Raw genomic sequence first — 17023 nt, 5'->3', positions numbered from 1 at the left:
AGAAAGGAATTCATACAGTGAAAGATCCGAACACTCAATATCAAATAGACTACATATTAATATTCATTTTATTTGCCATTGGGATTGTTAGTTGCTTTGCTATCGCAAGTGCACAAGCTTCTTTACCACCATTTTTACAAAACGTAAATTTTGTATTAAAACAAATCCAATGGTATGCCATTGGATTTATCGCCATTGGTGTTATTATGGTTATTGATTTCGATCGCTATAAACAAATTGCTTGGTATTTATATAGCTTTGCACTCATACTTCTAATTGGCCTAGAACTTCAAGTTCCTGGCGCCGTTACAATTAAAGGGGCTACCGCGTGGTACAGACTTCCAGGAATCGGAAACTTTCAGCCTTCTGAAATTATGAAATTATTTTTGATTATCGTCGTTGGACGAATTATAGTGAATCATAATGAAAAATACCTTTTTCGGACAAGTCGTGAAGATTTCATTTTACTTTTTAAAATATTTGTAGCCAGTTTACCTCCACTACTTCTAATCGCAAAAGAACCTGATTTAGGAAACACAATGGTCATTTCAGCGATGCTTGTAACAATGGTTTTAGTTTCTGGTATACGTTGGCGCTTTATCCTTGGATTAACCTCCGGTATTTTCGCCATAGGCTCTACCTTAACATATATTTATTTCACGCATACAGAATTCTTTAAAGAGCACATTCTAAAAGAATATCAATTAAATCGCTTCTATGGTTGGCTTGCACCTTATGAATATGACGCACAAGGATATCAATTAAGACAAGCATTTTTAGCTACTGGATCAGGAGAGATGCAAGGAAAAGGATGGGAAAATAGACAAGTATATTTTCCAGAGCCACATACAGATTTTATTTTTACAAATATCGCTGAACAATTCGGTTTTTTAGGAGCAAGTGTTATTATTTCATTTTTTTTCTTACTCATTTACCGAATGATCCATATCGCTTTAGAAAGCAATGAACCTTTCGGTAGTTATATTTGCGCTGGTACAATTGGAATGTTTACGTTCCAAGTATTCCAAAATATTGGGATGACAATTGGTTTACTCCCTATTACAGGAATAACGTTACCGCTTATGAGCTACGGCGGGAGTTCACTGCTCACATATATGGTTGCTATTGGATTTATTTTAAACGTACGCTCAAGAACTAAAATCTTTATGTTTAAATGAACCATATCGAAAAACGGTATGGTTTTTTTCTATGTCCATTTTAGATATACTAATGAAAAAATGAGCTGGAGGTTTAAATATGAAATATGACATTATAGGTGATATTCACGGATGCTTCCAAGAGTTTCAAGATTTAACAACGAAACTAGGGTATAGCTGGGATAGTGGTATCCCAATTCATAACGCAAAACGAAGGCTTGCATTCGTTGGTGATATTACAGACCGAGGTCCTCATTCATTACGGATGATTGAAATTGTATGGGAGCTCGTAATAAATAGAAAAGATGCTTATTATGCTCCAGGGAATCACTGTAATAAACTGTATCGTTTCTTCCTTGGACGTAATGTTACAATCGCTCATGGGCTCGAAACAACTGTTGCAGAATATGAAGCATTGCCTTCTAATAAGCAACAAATAATAAAAGAAAAATTCATTACTCTTTACGAACAATCACCGCTATATCACATACTGGATGAAAAAAAATTAACCGTCTGTCACGCTGGTATTCGGCAAGATTACATAGGAAGACAAGATAAAAAAGTAGAAACCTTTGTATTATATGGTGATATTACAGGCGAAAAACACCCTGACGGCTCACCTGTCCGCCAAGATTGGGCGAAAGAGTATAAGGGTGAAACATGGATTGTTTATGGACATACACCTGTCAATGAACCTCGCTTTGTGAATCATACAGTCAATATTGATACTGGTGCTGTATTTGGTGGTAAACTAACTGGACTACGTTACCCTGAGTTGGAGACCGTTTCTGTCCCTTCTTCCCTACCTTTTGTCCCTGAAAAGTTCCGCCCAATTTCATAAAGTGAAACTTTAATCAGTGGGGGTTTTGTTCATCCCCCACTGATTATTAGCCCGCACCAATCGGGATAAATACCTCTACTTAATACAATTCACGATTTGCAGAGGATCATGGTGTTTTCTAGACATATTCCACACTAAAACTAGATAAAGCAATTAAAAAAAGATGTAATAAAGTGCATCTTTTTTTAATTGCACGGCATATACTGTCGCAGGAGGTGACGGAATGAAGAAAAAATCTTCTAAACAAAAAAGAAAATTCCACCCTTTATACCATCCCATGTATGGAATTAACAACTGGTGCAGTATTCGAGCGGCAGCTATAGAAGAAATAGAAGAACAAGAGTCATCAAAAAAAAGCAAACCGAGAGAAAAATATATCTCTTTAGAAAATGCTGTTATGAGGCGAATTATAGATAGCAGGAAAATAAAAGCAAAACAAAAAAAGAAGCTCGCTTCTAATAATGATGAACCTGTGCTTAATTCGGAAAAGATACAAGAAAATATAGAAGAAAACATTCCTGCAGCAATAAAGGAAAAAGTACAACCAGAAATTCCAGCTACTATTATAAATCAAGTAAAAAAAATAAAAGAAGCATTAATCTCGGGCAACGATGTACAAATAGAAAGATCCGCCCCTATTCAGGCTCCTGTACCTACACCTATAAAAAAAGAAAATAACAAAGGAGCTCGTCACGCATATAAAGAAGGACTTCAATCTAAAGCTGATGGAATCGCTTCACATGCAGAAGGGCTTCTTACACATGCAACGGGTCCCTTTTCTCATGCAGAAGGCACAAAAACAAAGGCAACTGGACATAGTTCGCATAGCGAAGGAAGTGAAACGACAGCAGGCGGCTCTTATTCTCATGCAGAAGGAAAACATGCAATTGCTTTGGGCGAAGCAGCACATGCAGAAGGAACCGCAACTATCGCTAACGGATTCTCATCTCATGCGGAAGGAAATCATACATCAACAGCTAATTTTGCAGGCAGCCATATTATGGGGAAATTTGGTACAGCAGAAGAAGCTTATTCCTGGTTTATCGCAAATGGGACAAATGACACTGATTATAATATAGGTGCCAAATGGCTTGCCCATAACGGAGAAATGTATATCGATGGTGCTTCTTACAATGCAGGTGGTACTGATTTTGCACAAATGTTTGAGGCAGCAGATCATAGCCCTATTGATATCGGCTATTTCATTACATTTAGTAGCGAAGAAAAAATTCGAAAAGCTACTTCAAATGATACATTCATATTAGGCATATCCAGCGCTACGCCTGCTCTCATAGGAAATAGCGGTGCTTTAAGTTGGCAAAAACGCTATAAAACAGATAGCTTCGGAAAACGTCAATATACGCGTACGGATACGCAAGAAATACGACCTCTTTTAAATACAGAATGGGATCCAGCTTGTAAGTATATATCAAGAAGAGACCGTACTGAGTGGCTTCCTGTCGGATTAATTGGACAAATGTTAGTACGTGATGACGGCACTTGCGAAACACACGGATATTGTCGTCCGAATGATGACGGCATTGCCACGAAAGCTGAAAGTGGCTTTTTCGTTATAAAACGTACTGGTGAAAATCAAATTTTAATATTATTTCGCTAAAAAAAGGGAACAAAATTCTTTTTATGATAAGAATTTTGTTCCCTTTTAATTGTTATGTAAAGCGTATTGCATATCCTCTGGGATACTTACGGTAAAAGTCATTCCCTTTTCTAAAATAGGATGATAAAACGTCAAAGATGTACTATGCAGCGCTTGACGTTTTATCACATCTCTTCGGCCACCGTATAGATCATCCCCAAGTAGCGGATTTCCTATATATGCCATATGTACACGAATTTGATGTGTTCTTCCCGTCTCGAGCTCAAGCGCTACATGCGTCTTATCGGAAGAACTCTCCATCACTCTAAAATGAGTAACAGCTCTTTGACCATCTTCACAGACAGTTCGCTCGATAATACTATCCGCTTTTCGTCCGATTGGCGCGTCAATCGTTCCTACTTCTTCTAAAATAGTCCCATGAACGATTGCCTCATACGTTCGTTTCACCCCTTTTTGTTGATGCTGCTTCGATAAAAGGTGGTGAACGAATCTATTTTTCGCAATTAACATAAGCCCTGAAGTATCACGGTCTAACCTCGTCACAATGTGCACCGTACTTGCAAGATTTTGTTTATCATAATGATATAAAAGAGCGTTTGCAATACTTCCTGACGGGTGCTCCCTAGACGGAATCGTCGACATATTTGCTTCTTTATTTATAACAAGAACCGCATCATCTTCATATACGATACATAAAGGGATATCTTCCACTTCCATCCCTTCACTTCTTTCCTCCACTGGAAAAAAGATTTGTAACTCTTCACCAGCTTGTAACTTGTGACGAACACTTGTGTGTTGACCGTTTACTTCAATTGCTCCCCCGCGGAACTTTATATCCGTTAAAGCAGCTTTCGAAATCCCTTTTGTTTTCAAAAATTCTCTAACTAAAGTTCCCTCTTCAGCCAGCCCTATATCCCATTTCAATGTAAATCTGTTCAAATATATAAACCCTCTCTATTTATCTGCAACAAACGAGTCACGAACACGTTTCCAGAATGGGAACGGACGGAAACGAACAAATCGTACTTTCTCGTTTGCAACGCGATACTGAATTGATTTCACATCTTGATGAACCATCGTCAAATGATCCACGGTAATTTGCATGTTCATTCCTGCAGCCGGCTTTAAAACGCATGTATGATGCTTCGGCAGTACGAGCGGCGAACCTACCGTACGAAATACACGATTGTTGATAGATGCCATTTCTGCAATTTGAATCGCTTCAATAGAAGGGTGAATAATTGCTCCGCCAAGCGCCTTATTATACGCGGTACTTCCTGAAGGAGTAGAAATACAAAGACCATCTCCGCGAAACGTTTCGAAATACTCTCCGCGTATTTCCACTTCTGTTACTAATGTACCTTCTGCACTTTTTACAGTCGCTTCATTCATCGCCAAATACTGCGACTCTTTACTACCATTCACATAGCGAATAATCACTTCTAAAAGTGGATATTCAACCACTTGGAACGGTGTTTTAGCGATTGCAATCACCAACTTCTCTACTTCCGTCGGTAACCAATCTGCATAGAAACCTAAATGCCCTGTATGTACACCAACAAATGCGGTTTCATCTAATCGATTATAGTAACGATGGAATGCATATAAAAGCGTTCCATCTCCCCCAACAGAAATTACAATATCAGGTTCCTTTTCATCCATTGTAAACCCAAAATCTAACAAGTATTCTTTCATCGTACTTGCTAGTGTATCTGATGATTGATCTCCCTTTGACATAATTGTAAATTTCATCGCCCAACACCCTTTAGTTTATGATTCAGAATCTTTCGTTTCCTGCTTTCGTGAAAAGACCTTTTGCGCTTCTTGAATTTCAAGACGAATGGAAGACATTTCTTCATCTAATAAAAACGCCGCTTCCGCTGCACGTTGTAAGCGTATTTTAATATCTTCAGGAAAACGTCCACTATATTTGTAATTTAAAGAATGCTCAATCGTTGCCCAAAAATTCATTGCTAACGTGCGAATTTGAATTTCAACTAACACTTTTTTCTCCCCCTGTATCGTTTGAACAGGATAACTAATGACAACGTGGTAAGAGCGATAGCCGCTATCTTTCTTTTGCGTTACATAATCACGTTCTTCTACAATGTCAAAATCATTTCGTTTTCGAAGATATTCTACAACAGGCTTAATCTCATCTACGAATTGACACATCATTCGAAGGCCCGCGATGTCCTGCATATCTTCTCTAATTCGGTCTAGCGGTACATTTCTCTTCTCCGCTTTATCAATAATACTTGCAACCGACTTTACCCTTCCTGTTACAAACTCAATTGGAGAATGCTCCGTTAACATTGCAAATTGAGTACGCATTCCTTTTAGTTTCACTTTCAGCTCCGCCACCGCTTGGTGATACGGTGCTAAAAATTCTTCCCAATTACGATTCATTTCAACCACCACCAAAATCAATCCATTTGCTTATAGAAACACTTTTTCTACAGCAGTTACTAGTTCTTCTCCGTAATTTGCATTACCTTCAATATTTTCAACTAAATATTCTACTTCTTCTTTTAATCCTTCTAATTCTATTTCAACATCATTCACGCGAATAAACATCGCTGTATCTTTATTCATCGCTTCATGCATTGCTTCCCAGCATGTATGCGGAATACTTACATAAATGAAAGATGATTCATTTTCTAAGATATATAAAAATGATAAATTGTCTGAGTCTACAAGTACGTGATTACGCGCACTTAACTCCTTTACCTCTATTTCAGTATTTTCCGCACAAAAAATAAGCGCATTCTCTCTCGTTTCTACGCTCTTAACTTGAATTTTATTTTGCATACTCGAACTCCTCCATCTCAACTTCCTGTCTTACTTAACAGTATTATTGTATCATAACATGGACGCAAACAAATAAAACATTGAACCAAATTTGCGAAAAAGCGATAATGTGGAAAGAATTATTTTTCAAAAGGAGCGCATACAATGACACAAGAAATTGAAATTGAATTTAAAAATATGGTTACAGAGGAAGAATTCCAAACATTATGCAAATCTTTTTCTATTGAAGCATTTACAAAACAAGTAAATCACTACTTTGAAACGCCTCACTTCTCTTTAAAAGATGCAGGCTCTGCACTTCGTATTCGTCATAAAGATGGAACTTATACATTAACATTAAAACAACCTGCTGAAATTGGTTTATTAGAAACTCATCAGTCTATAACAGAAAAAGAAGCACAACTTATGATGGAAACAAACACAATCATTCAAGGAACTGTAATGGGTCAGCTACACCAATTACAAATTCCCGTTTCCTCTTTAACTTATATGGGTAGTTTAACAACAGAAAGAGCTGAAATATTATTTGAAGGCGGAACGCTTGTCTTTGATCATAGTTTCTATTACAATCACGATGATTATGAAATTGAATACGAAGTGCAAGATGAAAAGACCGGTAAAGCAGCATTTATAAGGTTATTAAAGCAACATAACGTACCAGTTCGTCATACAAACAACAAAGTAAAACGCTTTTTCCTTGCCAAACAAAACGAAGAGCGCTAAAGTAAAATTTCCATCAGTGAAGAAGAGCTGTACTTACGGCTACATTTCACCTTTTTGAAAAGCAAAAGATTTATTAGCAACATATAGAATAAGTAAAGAATGTTATGAAGGCTGTTTAGTTGCTCTTCATAACATTCCATTGCTACAATAGATATACATTTCATGGAAAAAGGGGTTTATAAAGGATGAGCAAGCAACCGATGACACCATTTGAAGCAATCGGCGGTGAACAATGCATTGCAACATTAGTGGATACATTTTATTCCTATGTCAGTGAACACCCTGACTTATCTCCGATCTTCCCGGATGATTTAACAGAAACTGCTAGGAAGCAGAAACAATTTTTAACACAATATTTAGGTGGTCCTAATTTATACACTGAAGAACATGGGCATCCTATGCTAAGAGCACGCCATCTTCCGTTTGAGATTACTCCAAAACGCGCAGAAGCTTGGCTGTCATGTATGGAGCAAGCAATGGATGATACAGGAGTGCACGGTCATATAAGAGAGTTTGTTTTTGAACGTTTAGCATTAACTGCTCAACATATGGTCAATACTCCAAATGAAACAGGTGAAGTGTAATGGATAAGCAGGAAGCAAAGCATATAAATATGCCTTCTCCTTCCACATGCGAGCATAAATCTGTAGAAGCATATTTATTTATTGATCCACTTTGTAAAGATTGCTGGGATATCGAGCCATTTATTATTAAACTATGGCTTGAGTATGGGAAATACTTCTCTATTCGTCATATAGTAACAGGAAAAGTGGACGGGGCAAACGCTTCCTCACACAAATGGAATAAACCTGCTAATATTCGATTTGTGTGGGAAAAGACAACAAGTTTACAAGGTTTTTCATGTGATGGAAAAGTACATATGCAAGAGGCGTCGTCAACACCGTATTTAGTTTCGATGGCAATTAAGGCGGCGGAGTTGCAAGGCCGAAAAGCAGGTTCGAAGTTTTTGCGAAAACTCCAAGAATACATTTTTCTTGAAAATGTATCAAACCCTGACTGTGAATTATTGCTTACATGTGCTAAAGATAGTGGCATTGATGTAGAGGAATTTAAAAAAGACCTACACTCAGTTAGCGCAAAAAAAGCTTTCCAATGCGACCTAAAATTCACAAATGAGATGCATATTACAGAAATACCTTCCCTCCTATTTTTTCATGCAAATTCAGATGAGGAAGGTATTAAAATCACAGGGATTTATTCCTATGATGTATACGTACAGCTATTAAAAGAACTGGTAAAATGCGAAATTGAGCCAGAACCATTACCTCCTTTAGAAGCATTACTAGAAGCAACACAATTTATTTCTTCAAAGGAAATCTCTTTTATATATGACTGCCCTCAGCAAGAAATAGAGCGTGAACTAAAAAAATTACAACTAAAACGAAAAGTACAAATGATTGAAGTGAAGTGCGAGCGTTATTGGAAATGGATAGCAACAGAAAAAGACCTGGTGTAAACACCAGGTCTTTTTCTTTACGGCTTATAAAAATATTAAAGGGGATGGGAGAAATTTTCACGTTCAAACAAAGGGGTATATGTTTGTATGTGAATTCGTTCACGCTTATTATATTACAAGATTCGACGTCAGATGACAACCCCTTTTGTCGAATTTCACATTTTTGTCACATTCTAAACGTTTTCATTCTTGAATAAGCTATAAAAAAAGCAATTTAGGAGGTTTCCTTATGAAAAAATCTCATATTTTTCTTATCTTTCTATGTGTTATTGTTTCTTTTTTCTTGTATATCCTCTCTCTATTACAAGCTTTCCCTAAAATTATTGCCTTTCCTCTTTTATTCGGAGTTATCGTCATCGCTGTCTCTTATTTCAACTATAGAAAACGATTTAAAGGATTTTAATTACAAAAATCAACTGTAAAACTGCCTTCTAATTTAGAAAAAGTAAGGAAATCCTCCTTATTTTATCGACAAATATCGACAAAAACATTTTCAAACAAAAAAGACGAGGATAAAATCCCTCGTCTTTTCTCATTACTTTTCTTCAAATAATAACGCTTCTAATTCATTTAATTTCTCTTCAAATACTTGAAGTGCCTCTTTCACTGGTTCAGGAGATGCCATATCAACTCCTGCTTTTTTCAACACTTCAATTGGATAATCGGAGCTTCCCGCTTTTAAGAATTCGTTAATGTAACGTTCTACTGCTGGTTGCCCTTCTTCTAAAATTTGTTTAGATAACGCAGTCGCTGCACTAAATCCTGTTGCGTATTGATATACGTAATAGTTGTAATAGAAGTGCGGAATACGAGACCATTCTAAACCGATTTCTTTATCGATTACTAAAGCATCCCCGAAATATTTCTTATTTAAATCGTAGTAGATCTCCGTTAACATATCTGGCGTAACCGCATGTCCTTCTTGTACTTTTTTATGAATGATATGCTCGAACTCTGCAAACATTGTTTGACGGAATACAGTACCACGGAATCCTTCTAAATAATGATTTAATAAATATAGACGCTCTTTTTTATCTTCTGTCGTTTTTAATAAATAATCATTTAGAAGCGCTTCATTACAAGTTGATGCTACCTCTGCAACGAAGATTGAATAATCACCGTATACGTGTGGCTGTGTCTTTCTTGTGTAATAACTATGCACCGAATGACCAAACTCATGAGCAAGTGTATATAAATTATTTACATTATCATGCCAGTTCATTAAAATATACGGATTTGTTCCGTATGCACCAGATGAATATGCTCCGCTTCGTTTGCCTTTATTCTCGTACACATCTACCCAGCGATTTTCATATGCTTCTTTTAAAATTTCAACATATTCATCACCAAGTACGTTTAAAGATTTTAATAACAGGTCTTGCGCTTCTTCATACTTCACATTCATTTTCACTTCTTGTACAAGTGGTGTATATAAATCGTACATATGAAGCTCATCAAGTCCTAGTGCACGCTTACGAATATCAATGTAACGGTGTAATAAATGTAAGTTGTCATTTACCGTTTCAACGAGTTGATCGTATACTGCTTCAGGAATATTATTATTGCTTAATGCTGCTTGGCGAGCAGAGTCATATTTACGAATACGTGCATTGAAATTATTACGTTTCACTGCCCCGCTTAACGTACTTGCAAATGTGTTCTTAAATTTCCCATACGTTTCAAATACAGCTTTGAATGCATCTTCGCGAACACGACGATCATCACTTTCTAAAAACTGAATGTAACGGCCATGTGTTATTTCTACCTCTTCTCCATCCTCACCTTTAATAGATGGGAATTTCAAATCCGCATTATTCAACATACCGAATGTATTACTTGATGCACTCATCACTTCAGATGCTTCTGCTAATAACGCTTCCTCTGCCTCAGATAATACGTGCGGGCGTTGACGTGTAATTTCTTCTAATGCATGCTCATATACACTTAGTTCTCGATTTTCTTGTAAAAATGTTTGCAATGTATCTTCTGAAATAGATAAAATTTCAGGTACGATATACGCTGTGCTACTAGATACTTGTGAGTATAAATTTGTTGCGCGATCATTCAGTGCTTGATACACAGAGTTTGTTGTATCTTGATCGTAACGCATATGTGCATATGTATATAGCTTACCTAATCGCATTGAAATTTCATCTTCATATTGCAATGCCTCAAGCAAATTGTCTGCAGAGTCGCCAAGCTTCCCTTTAAATTCAGTTAACTTTGGCAATAGCTCTTTAATAGCTTGGAATTCTTTTTCCCATTCTGCATCTGTTTGGAAAATATCTTCTAATCGCCATGTGCTTGCTTCTTCAATCTCATTGCGATCTGGTAATGTTTTTGCTTTATTTTGTTCAGACATTCTGTAAGCCCTCCTTTAAATATCTCTACTTAAGTACAATTCTGTTTTTCTTATGTAATTCCTTCACGTTCATTCTTTATTATATCCCCTTTTTCTTCTCTCATGTTGAACTTTGTCTCAAATAGAGATAGCGCATAAGTTAGGCAAATCTCATCATATTTCCTAACTTCCTCCTCCGCCTGTAACATAACTATATTCTTCATTTTTCGGTACGTATAAGTCCCTACTTTATGCAACACGCCTACAAAACATAAAAAAGTCATATATTCAGTAACCGCTACTTTCCATATATGTTGTGAAAAGTACGGAAGTAAGCGCATTTCCGTATTTTTTTTTACATAACTACACACATATTGAAGGGAAATACAATTCCCTACCGCAAGCTCACCTATACACTTCATGTATAGAAAAGCTTGCCATGTAAATGGATTTGTTTGAAAAGCAAACGCGGATGGGAGCGGAACACCGATTTCAGAAGGAAAGCTCGCTGGGGTACATTTATATTGATATAAGAGGCGGAGTAGTGACTTATGATTATAATTCCAGATAGATAGAGCGTTTTGCCGAAAATGGTTCTTTTTTCTCTTCCATTCTTGTCCTAATACCTCTTTTTGGAAAGGAACAGAGGAAAAGAGCATGTCAACAGTAGTCGTATCAGTTGGTAAATAAATAGTATGTGAGAAAGAGACATTTGTAGAAAACGGAGTGATAAATGCGCATTTCATAAACGATTTTTGTTTCGGACAGAAGAAAATAAGAAATGGCTGAGGATAAGATTGTAAGGAGAAAGCCAGAAGTGAGGAAAATTTCATCCAATATGCAGATTGCTTTTTTAATTGATTTCCACCAATGATCCAGATGACCTGTATACCAGCTTGCCAATACGAGTATGTTCGTTTAGAAAGCTGCTCTACGGAGAGATTTGCACATTGATATTCAATCGCAATTTTTCGATCTGCTCTCTCTACGTAAATATCTGGCCGTTGCTTGATTACTGGCAGATAATGCTCTATATCGACATGAAAATCTTGATGTTTTAACCATCTATATAACAATTCTTTACCGTGCATATGATACATAGATTCTGCTTCATAAAAAGTAAGACATGAATCCACTTTCTTATGAGCAAAATGCCAGCTCTTTTGTGTTCCTAATTTCATTTGCACTTCTTTTCCGCAAGCTGTACAAAAGAATTTTTCTCGTTTACGCATTTCGCGTAAACGCTCTTCATCCCGGTTATATAATAGATGAATTTTCTCTCCGTTTTCTCTCCTTGCAATAAACATCCACCATCACACCCTTTCAACTTCTTGTATTCTACAATTTACTACAAATTCCTCTCAAAAAAAGAGATGTCCTAAATTAGGACATCTCTTTCTATAATAAAGGTGATAATAACCGATACGTCGATTCAACAATCCGCCTATGAAGACGTCTCTTATGAAATCGGTCAACATGAATTTCACTGGATTCTTCTAAATCGTCTTTAAAATCTTGAACGAGCTTTCGAATGCTACCTGTATCATATAAAAAGGCATTTACTTCAAAGTTTAAATGAAAACTTCTCATATCCATATTAGCTGTCCCAATTGATGCGAGATCAGAATCCACGATGACAACTTTACTATGAAGAAAACCTTTTTCATATTCATATATTTTTACTCCTGCATCTAATAACTCCGGAAAGTACGATCTTGATGCATAAAAGACAGTCCGCTTATCTGGCTTACTTGGCATTAACAAACGAACATCAATACCAGCAAGTGCAGCTACTTTTAATGCAGATAAAATATCATCATCTGGGATAAAGTATGGTGTTGCAATCCAAATCGATTTCCTAGCTGAAGCAATCATTGCAAAATATAAATGTTTAATTGTTTCCCATTTATTATCCGGTCCACCTCCAACAAGTTGGACTCCGCCCCAATGATCACCCTCAACTGCTTCCGCTTGTAAATATTCAGGTGCTAATACCGCCTCACCAGTCATATAAAACCAGTCTTGAAGGAAAATTAGCTGTAAACTTTGAACTGCTTCACCGCGTAAATATAAATGCGTGTCTCGCCAAAAACCGAAATATTTATCCTTCCCTAAATACTCATCACCAATATTTAATCCACCTACAAACCCTTCATTTCCATCTATAATAACGATTTTTCGGTGGTTTCGATAATTAATTTTATCGTTTAAAATTGGAAAGCGCACAGGGAAAAATGGAATCATTTCTACTCCTGCATCATTCAATTCTTCAATATACGAATTTGATAATTTAAAGCTTCCAACCGCGTCGTATAAAAAACGAACGACAACGCCTTCTTTTGATTTTTTTATTAAAATATCTTTAATTTCTGTACCGAGCTTGTCATCACGCACAATGTAATACTCCATATGAATGTGGTGTTTCGCTCGATTTAACCCATCTAAAATTGCCTGAAACGTTTCGTCTCCATTTGTTAATGTCCTCGTTTCAGTTTGAAATGAAATATTTAAAGCACCTAGTCGATCTGCTAAACGAAATAACAATTCTTGATGCTTATGATTTCGTAAAATCCGTTCTTCGTAATCTTCGTGTCCCTTATATTGTAAAAATGCCTGTTCATCGAGTAATGCCTTCTTTTGGAACATTCTTTTTCTACGAAAATTTTGTCCAAATAAAAGATAAGCAAAGAAACCGAACACCGGAAAAATACCTAGTACGATTAACCACGTAAGTGTTTTAGACGGATGGCGGTTTTCTAAGAAAATAACACATCCAATTAAAAATGCGGAAACCGTAAATAAAATACTAATAATACCTAAAATAGAAACATCCTTTATCCCAATGACATCCGAATAAAATGCTACATCAATAAACATGCGTAATGAAACAAATAATGCGAACAATAGTAGAAAAAAGAAAAGTAGTTTTAACGTGTTTTTCATCTCTTACCTCCTTACTAAGAAAGCCTTCCTATTCTTCATAAAAAAAGCCGATTTCATACTATAGAAATCGGCCTACATTTTAGGAGGGAAATTGTTGCGAATTGTCTCAAGCGCACGCTCTTTCACAACCTGTTTCCCATACTCACTTACACGGTGAATCGTTAAAGTAGATTCTTCTCCATATTCTAAAACAATACTTAAAATACGATCAATTTCTTCTTCATCATGTAGCACTTCATCGAATTCCACATATACATAATATCGGTCCTCAAATGAATGTAATTCATCTTTTATATCTTCAAAGATAAGACGATGACTTAATGAAATAACATCTTCAAAATCATTAAACTTAATTAAAAAGCCAAACGTACCATCTTCATTAAAGTTTGTTCCTACTTGTTCTTCTACCTCTTCCACTAATTCTTGCTGGAATAATGATTCGATGCCTTCATCTAGAGGAATGTCTATAATTTTGTCTACACCTATTGGTAGTTCCAGCTTTTGTCCATCCTTTGAAAGCTCCGCTTTCGTTACAAGTACTTCAATCCCTTTATCGACTGCTTGCACTTGGATCCATAACGGCCCATCGATAAAGAAATCATCATGATCACGAGCTTCGTCCATCATCTCCCAAAAGAGCTCTTCACTTCGTTCGCGATCATACCAAATTTCTTCACGATTAAACCCTCTATCCTCTATATCAATGTACGTAATAAAAAATTTCATCGTATGGTCATTAATTCTTTCAATATCCAAAATACAACGCTCCCTTCCTGCTTAGAATTGTTATGAAGGGATTCCCCACTCATATGACAAAACAATAGATTCTTGTACTCTCATTTTATGATAAGATTCTCCAGAAGGGAAATAAAATCGATTTATTTTACAAAAATAGTTATATACCTATCTGTATTCGACTTTTTACATAAAGTGAAACAATAATCAGTATTTTTTTCATCCTCCACTGATTATTAGCTCGCACCAATCGGAATAAATATACCATTATACTAATTCACTGCTCGCAAAAAATTTGGACATACATTCCCATATTCCCTCGTACACTGTAATAAAGTGAAACTTCTATTAGAGGTGATTATTTTGTCCCTGGGAGCGCGGGATCAAAACTAGACAAACTTTCTTCACCACATACATATATTTCGCTTATTAAAACATCATAAATGGAGGCAGACGAATGGACTTAGAGTTTTTAACATCTGTACTACTGATTGTCGGTATCGATGTTGTACTAGGTGGCGATAACGCAATTGTCATCGCACTAGCTAGCCGAAATTTACCTGAAGCAAAACGAAATAAAGCCATTTTGATTGGTACTATGTTAGCAATTGTGCTACGAATTCTCCTCACGATACTAGCTGTCTATTTACTTGATATCCCATTTTTACAACTCACCGGCGGAATTTTACTTACATTAATTGCGGTCAATTTACTCACTGATAATAACAACGATCTTTCTTCTATCAAAGGAAAAACGACTTTATTCCAAGCTGTGCGTACAATTGTATTCGCGGATCTCGTTATGGGGTTTGACAATGTTATTGCCATTGCAGGAGCAGCTCACGGAAGACTTTCACTCGTAATTATCGGTTTATTCATTTCTATCCCGATTATCATTTGGGGAAGCAAACTTATTTTAATACTCATGGAACGCTTTCCATTTCTCATTTATTGCGGAGCAGCAGTTCTCGCCTATACAGCAGGAAAAATGATTACACATGAAGACAGACTTGCAACGTTTTTTCATCATAATCCTAGTTTTGCCACAAGTATCCCTTATTTGTTCATTTTCACCATTTTATGCATAGGCTTTATCGTTCAACAAGTGCGATTACGTAATGTTAAACAGTAAAAAAAAACCTTCTACTCTATAATAGGTAGAAGGTTTTCATATTATTATAATTAATTTACAAGACGCTGTGCTTCACGTAATTGGAACGTTCTTACTGTACGTGGTAAGAAACGACGGATTTCATCTTCGTTGTAACCTACTTGAAGGCGTTTTTCGTCAATCATAATTGGACGACGTAAAATACCTGGATAGTCACGAATCATCTTATATAAATCTTGAAGTGGTAAAGACTCTAAGTTCACATTCAATTCTTGGAAAACTTTTGAACGAGTAGAAATAATCTCATCCGTTCCGCTTTCTGTCATACGTAAAATCTCTTTAATCTCATCAATCGTTAATGGATCTGAGAAAATATTACGTTCTGTATAAGGAATATGATTTTCCTCTAGCCATAATTTCGCCTTTCTACAAGACGTACAGCTTGGAGAACTATATAATGTTACCATACAAAGCTCACTCTCCTTAAAGAGTACAAATTCTGTACTAATTACAGTTTAAATTTCTAACTTCCGCAATTTTTCGCGATAACTTGTCTTATAGCAAAGTAAAAAATCGCAATTCATGTAAGCAACAATAATTACTTTTAATAAGTAACTTCTATAATCATTATACAATAGTTTTTGCAAGAAATATACAGTGAATTTACTGCTAGTTGAGAAAATTTCTCCGTGTACTCCACTGCTATGCAACATGATTATACTCAGTAAAACTGTCCTTTAACAACGGTCTTCAACCCTTTTGATACTTACTTTCTACAATAATCTTCACTTGATATACAATTACAGTTTCATAATCTTCCCCATTAAAAAGAGAGCGTTTTCTTACCTTTTCCCAACAAAACAATTGAGAAATGTAAGACTCTAAAGGTTAGAAACAAAAAGGAACATTTGTTCTTATTTTAACAAATCTCTTCGCTCATGTCTATATGCTTTCTAAAGTAAATCGAATATTTTTCTGACATTTCTTTCTTTTTTACCATTTATCTCATACAATAAAAATACAGACAGACAAAGGGGGAATTTGCATATGATCGCTTTTTTTACTGATTTTATCATTGTTGCTACCCTCATCATCGGAATAACAGCATTGATTGGTGTCATTACAAATAGCATCGGTGAAAAACTCTTTGGTGGGAAAGAAAAAATGAAGTTTGTTAACAAAAGTTTAGATGTACAATCTGGCTGGAACCAAGTTGGCGGAAAAGGCATTTATAAAAAACGTACGTACTAAAAAAAGCAGGTAATT

The 17023-nt window shown here is 36.0% G+C and carries 18 protein-coding genes; 9 read left to right on the top strand and 9 right to left on the bottom strand.

What is annotated here, in order from left to right; all coding sequences use genetic code 11:
• Window positions 1-17 precede the first annotated feature (17 nt).
• The 3 genes from LCF45_RS06175 to LCF45_RS06165 all read left to right on the top strand — a co-directional run bounded on the left by LCF45_RS06175 (window position 18) and on the right by LCF45_RS06165 (window position 3616).
• The gene (locus LCF45_RS06175; RefSeq protein WP_078202959.1) at window positions 18-1178 is read left to right on the top strand and encodes an FtsW/RodA/SpoVE family cell cycle protein; all 1161 of its coding nucleotides are present in this window, start codon (window positions 18-20) and stop codon (window positions 1176-1178) included.
• A gap of 79 nt (window positions 1179-1257) precedes the next feature.
• The gene (prpE, locus tag LCF45_RS06170) at window positions 1258-1998 is read left to right on the top strand and encodes a bis(5'-nucleosyl)-tetraphosphatase PrpE (RefSeq protein ID WP_002125956.1); all 741 of its coding nucleotides are present in this window, start codon (window positions 1258-1260) and stop codon (window positions 1996-1998) included.
• A gap of 223 nt (window positions 1999-2221) precedes the next feature.
• Complete coding sequence (locus tag LCF45_RS06165; RefSeq protein WP_078206353.1) at window positions 2222-3616, top strand: peptidase G2 autoproteolytic cleavage domain-containing protein; 1395 nt, start codon at window positions 2222-2224, stop codon at window positions 3614-3616.
• 45 nt (window positions 3617-3661) lie between these two features.
• Here the strand turns inward: LCF45_RS06165 and LCF45_RS06160 are convergent, their stop codons facing one another.
• The 4 genes from LCF45_RS06160 to LCF45_RS06145 are packed head-to-tail and all read right to left on the bottom strand — an operon-like array spanning window position 3662 to window position 6427.
• Window positions 3662-4555 (bottom strand): RluA family pseudouridine synthase, encoded by an 894-nt coding sequence (locus LCF45_RS06160; protein WP_002125954.1) that lies wholly within the window; start codon window positions 4553-4555, stop codon window positions 3662-3664.
• Between the two features lie 15 nt (window positions 4556-4570).
• A complete protein-coding gene (locus LCF45_RS06155; RefSeq protein WP_002011365.1) occupies window positions 4571-5368 on the bottom strand; it encodes an NAD kinase in 798 nt (265 codons plus the stop codon).
• Window positions 5369-5386: 18 nt separating this feature from the next.
• Window positions 5387-6025, bottom strand: coding sequence for a GTP diphosphokinase (locus tag LCF45_RS06150; protein WP_002125951.1), 639 nt, complete (start codon window positions 6023-6025; stop codon window positions 5387-5389).
• A 30-nt stretch (window positions 6026-6055) separates the two neighbouring features.
• On the bottom strand, window positions 6056-6427 hold the full coding sequence (locus LCF45_RS06145) for a UPF0738 family protein (protein WP_002011362.1): 372 nt from the start codon (window positions 6425-6427) through the stop codon (window positions 6056-6058).
• A 144-nt stretch (window positions 6428-6571) separates the two neighbouring features.
• Between LCF45_RS06145 and LCF45_RS06140 the strand changes: the two genes are divergently transcribed.
• From LCF45_RS06140 to LCF45_RS06125, 4 genes are all read left to right on the top strand, one after another.
• A complete protein-coding gene (locus LCF45_RS06140; RefSeq protein WP_002011360.1) occupies window positions 6572-7150 on the top strand; it encodes a CYTH domain-containing protein in 579 nt (192 codons plus the stop codon).
• Window positions 7151-7335: 185 nt separating this feature from the next.
• Window positions 7336-7734, top strand: a complete 399-nt coding sequence (locus tag LCF45_RS06135; RefSeq protein WP_000043388.1) for a globin domain-containing protein — start codon at window positions 7336-7338, stop codon at window positions 7732-7734.
• Window positions 7734-8627, top strand: coding sequence for a ClpXP adapter SpxH family protein (locus LCF45_RS06130; RefSeq protein ID WP_002125944.1), 894 nt, complete (start codon window positions 7734-7736; stop codon window positions 8625-8627). The genes LCF45_RS06135 and LCF45_RS06130 overlap by 1 nt, the downstream gene beginning before the upstream one ends.
• Before the next feature lie 229 nt (window positions 8628-8856).
• Complete coding sequence (locus tag LCF45_RS06125; RefSeq protein ID WP_000748141.1) at window positions 8857-9030, top strand: hypothetical protein; 174 nt, start codon at window positions 8857-8859, stop codon at window positions 9028-9030.
• A 132-nt stretch (window positions 9031-9162) separates the two neighbouring features.
• Here the strand turns inward: LCF45_RS06125 and pepF are convergent, their stop codons facing one another.
• The 4 genes from pepF to mecA all read right to left on the bottom strand — a co-directional run bounded on the left by pepF (window position 9163) and on the right by mecA (window position 14667).
• Window positions 9163-10989, bottom strand: coding sequence for an oligoendopeptidase F (pepF, locus tag LCF45_RS06120; protein WP_002134970.1), 1827 nt, complete (start codon window positions 10987-10989; stop codon window positions 9163-9165).
• A 50-nt stretch (window positions 10990-11039) separates the two neighbouring features.
• On the bottom strand, window positions 11040-12275 hold the full coding sequence (locus tag LCF45_RS06115) for a competence protein CoiA (protein WP_263894707.1): 1236 nt from the start codon (window positions 12273-12275) through the stop codon (window positions 11040-11042).
• Between the two features lie 91 nt (window positions 12276-12366).
• Window positions 12367-13911 (bottom strand): cardiolipin synthase, encoded by a 1545-nt coding sequence (locus LCF45_RS06110; RefSeq protein ID WP_002064255.1) that lies wholly within the window; start codon window positions 13909-13911, stop codon window positions 12367-12369.
• A gap of 72 nt (window positions 13912-13983) precedes the next feature.
• The gene (gene mecA / locus LCF45_RS06105; RefSeq protein ID WP_002011351.1) at window positions 13984-14667 is read right to left on the bottom strand and encodes an adaptor protein MecA; all 684 of its coding nucleotides are present in this window, start codon (window positions 14665-14667) and stop codon (window positions 13984-13986) included.
• Between the two features lie 436 nt (window positions 14668-15103).
• Here mecA and LCF45_RS06100 point away from each other — a divergent pair, with 436 nt between their 5' ends.
• Window positions 15104-15778 carry a TerC family protein gene (locus LCF45_RS06100; RefSeq protein ID WP_002030376.1) on the top strand — a complete coding sequence of 225 codons (675 nt, stop codon included), beginning with the start codon at window positions 15104-15106 and terminating at the stop codon, window positions 15776-15778.
• 50 nt (window positions 15779-15828) lie between these two features.
• Here the strand turns inward: LCF45_RS06100 and spx are convergent, their stop codons facing one another.
• A complete protein-coding gene (spx, locus tag LCF45_RS06095) occupies window positions 15829-16224 on the bottom strand; it encodes a transcriptional regulator Spx (RefSeq protein ID WP_002011348.1) in 396 nt (131 codons plus the stop codon).
• A gap of 580 nt (window positions 16225-16804) precedes the next feature.
• Here spx and LCF45_RS06090 point away from each other — a divergent pair.
• A complete protein-coding gene (locus LCF45_RS06090) occupies window positions 16805-17008 on the top strand; it encodes a hypothetical protein (RefSeq protein WP_000559981.1) in 204 nt (67 codons plus the stop codon).
• The last annotated feature ends 15 nt before the right edge of the window (window positions 17009-17023 follow it).

Source organism: Bacillus sp. 41-22, from assembly GCF_025809295.1.
GTDB classification, from domain to species: domain Bacteria; phylum Bacillota; class Bacilli; order Bacillales; family Bacillaceae_G; genus Bacillus_A; species Bacillus_A mycoides.
The sequence above is the reverse complement of the archived record's forward strand: the minus strand, read 5'-3'. Positions and strand labels throughout refer to the sequence as shown.